Origin of the sequence: Kingella sp. SNUBH-2017, from assembly GCF_028680565.1 — a bacterium.
Classification (GTDB): Bacteria; Pseudomonadota; Gammaproteobacteria; order Burkholderiales; family Neisseriaceae; genus Kingella_D; species Kingella_D pumchi.
Window position 1 is genome coordinate 1 of record NZ_JAPHVK010000022.1, and the last position, 3,424, is coordinate 3,424.

1 pseudogene is annotated in these 3,424 nt (G+C 63.9%); it reads left to right on the forward strand.

The features are described from left to right. Window positions 1–3,424 (forward strand): annotated as a pseudogene (locus tag OP500_RS11125) (S-layer family protein); the annotation flags it as partial.

Below are 3,424 nucleotides of genomic sequence, written 5' to 3' on the forward strand. Positions count from 1 at the left end.
GAAACCCGCATCCGCAGCGCCCATATCGGCAACAGCGGTCAAATCGACGGCGGCCGTCTCGACATCGCCGCCCCCGTATTGGACAACAGCGGCCGCATCAGCCAAAGCGGCAGTCGGGATCTCACCGTCGATACCGCCCGTCTGGCCAACAGTGGCCGCATCGGCCTGCCGGAAAACAACAACGGCAACAGTGGAAACAGTAGCGGCAACAACGGCGGTAACAACGGTAACAGCGGCGGCGGAAACGGCAATTCCGGCAACAAGCGGCCGCCCGCCAATAACGGCAACGGTAATAACGGCAATAACGGCAACGGCGGCTCCACCCAAGTTCCCGCTCCTGCCGACGGCCGCATCAGCGTCTCCGGCCGTTTGGACAACAGCGGCACCATCGAAGCGGGCGGGCGCACCGCGCTAAGCGTCAGCAGCGAAATGGCCAACAGCGGCCACCTCACCCTCGGCAGCCTGAAAGCAGACGGCAGCCGTTTCGACAACCGCCAAGGCACCATCCTCGCCCGCAGCGCCGACATTAGCAGCCGCCACAGCGACAACCGCGGCGGCGCCCTGGCAGCAGGCAGCCTGAAACTGGAGGGCACCCGACTCGACAACCGCCAAGGCGTCATCCGCAGCAATACCCTCAGCGACATCCGCCTTTCAGACGGTCTGAACAACCAACAAGGCGAAATCACCACTGCCGGCAGCCTGAAACTGGCCGCCGGCGATATTGCCAGCAGCGGCGGCAGCATTCTGGCCGGCCAAGATCTCGAACTGACGGCCAACCGGCTGGACGGCAGCGGCACCCTGGCCGCCGGCCGCGACGCCGCCCTCAAACTCAGCGCCGACTTTGACAGCAGCGGCGACATCGAAGCCGGCCGCACACTCAGCATCGAAAGCGGCGGCAGCATCCGCAACCGTCACCGTTTGGCCGGCGGCGCAGCCCTCGACATCCGTGCCCGGCATATCGACAACCGCGCCGAAGGCAAACTGGTTTCCGGCAGCAATACCCGTATTGGCGCCGACACTGTGGACAACCGCGGCCTGATCAACAGCAACGGCCTGACCCGCATTGATGCCGCGACTGCCCTGAACAACATCGGCAGCGGCCGCATCTACGGCAGCCGTCTCGCCCTGGGCGGCGGCAGCCTGAACAACCGCGAAGAAGCAAGCGCAGACGGCAAAAACCAAGCCCCCGTCATTGCCGCCCGCGAACGCCTGGACATCGGCATGCGCAGCATAAGCAACACCGGCAGCGGCTTTGGCCGGATAGAAAACGGCCAAGTACAAACCGGCAGCGTCTCCAGCCTGATCAGCAGCGAAGGCACACTGCATATCGGCGTCCGTTTGAACGAGAGCCATCAGGCCGAAGGCAGGGCCGAGCGCCTGGAAAACCGCGGCGGCCGCATCGAAGCGGCCGGAGACGGCGTATGGTCGGTTGCCAAAATCCATAACGGCAACAGCCGCTGGGAAGTCAATCACAAAGTTGCCGTCGGCGCGGCCGAACACCGGCACAGCTACAGCCAGCCCGGCAATCCCGAGTGGTGGCAGGTTGGCAAAGACGGCTCATGGCGGCAGACTGCCAATCATGCCAAAGGCGAGTTTACCTTTAACGACGGCCGTGCTCCGGTTCGCCAATCCAGCTGGAACGAAAAACGCGTCACCATACAACGCCACGAAGACCAAATCGCCCACTCCCAACCCGGGCAAATTGCCATCGGCGGCAACTTTACTGCTGACACCCAAGAGCTGGCCAATGAAAACGGCCAAATCCTGATCGGCGGCGTCTGGCAGGGCAGCGACAAAGACAGCACCCTGAAAAACCTCAGCGATTTGGCCGGCGTGTACGAAATCGAGTCCGGCATCTTCGAAAACAGCTATGCCCGCAAAAGCAAATCTAGACAAAGGTGGGGACGCCGCACCGGCTACAGCGCTCCCGTGTATAACGAAACCCTGCTTGAACGCCGCGAATTTGCCAACCACATCAGCTATCAGGATCAGGCAGGCAGCCTGAATCCCCCCGCCGGCCATGCCGCCGCAGCCGATGCCGCCACCGCCGCCGTTGCGCCACAACGCATTAAAAGTCCCGACGGCCGCTTCAGCCTGCCCGAAAGCAGCCTGTACACCGTCCGTCCCGACCGCCCCGGCTATCTGGTGGAAACCGATCCCGCCTATGCCGACTACCGCACCTGGCTGGGCAGCGACTACATGCTCAAAGCCCTGCAAACCGATCCCAACCGCACCCACAAACGGCTGGGCGACGGCTATTACGAGCAGCGCCTGATCAACGAACAGATCGCCCGTCTGACCGGCTACCGCCGTCTGGATGGCTACCCCAACGACGAAGCCCAATTCCAAGCCCTGATGGACGCCGGCATCAGCTTCGCCCGCGCCCAGCAGCTCACCCCCGGCATCGCCCTGTCCCCCGAGCAGGTTGCCCGGCTGACCAGCGACATCGTCTGGCTTGAAAGCCAGACCGTTACCCTGGCCGACGGCAGCAGCCAAAGCGTACTCGTACCCAAAGTCTACGTCCTCGCCCGCCCCGGCGATCTCAACAGCGCCGGCGGCCTTATCAGCGCCGACGCCCTGCAGCTGAATGCCGGCCGCATCGACAACCGCGGCACCCTTGCCGGCCGGCGCATCGTCGATCTGGCCGCCGGCGACATCAGCAACAGCGGCCGCATCGGCGGCAAAAACGTCATACTCGACGCCCAACAACAAATCGACATCACCGGCGGCAGCATCGAAGCCGAACGGCTGCTCAGCCTCAAAGCCGACAACATTACCCTTCAAAGCAGCACCGCCCAAAGCGGCGACTCGCACAACGGCCGCACCACCGTTGACCGTGTGGCCGGACTGTATGTCAGCGGCACAGAAGACGGCCAAGGCCTACTCAGCCTCGAAGCAGGGCACGACATCAAACTGAACGGCGCCCGCCTGGCCAACCGCGCCCGCGAAGGCCATACCCAAGTCGTTTCCCGCCAAGGCAGCGTCACACTCGGCACCGTCCGCACCGAAAGCCACGAAAGCTACGGCAGTCTCAGCGACAAAAACCACCGCCACGTCCACCAAAGCGCCGAAGAAGGCAGCCGCATCGAAGCGCTTGGCAACATCACCGTATCCGCCGGTAAAGACCTCAGCATCCGCCAAGGCCAAATCGACAGCCAAAACGGCCGCACCACCCTGGCCGCCCGCGGCAATATCGACATCAGCGAAGGCCGCCGCACCCTGGATCTGGACGAATCGACCTACAGCAAAGAGCGCGGTTTGGTCGGCAGCACAAGCCGGCTGGACCAATATCGCCGGCAGCACGACGAAGCAGCCGGCAGCGTGATTACCGGCCGCGAAGTCAGAACGGCCTCCGGCGGCGACACCCGCATCCGCGGCAGCCAAGTCATCAGCGACGGGCAGACCCTGATTGCCGCCCAAGGCG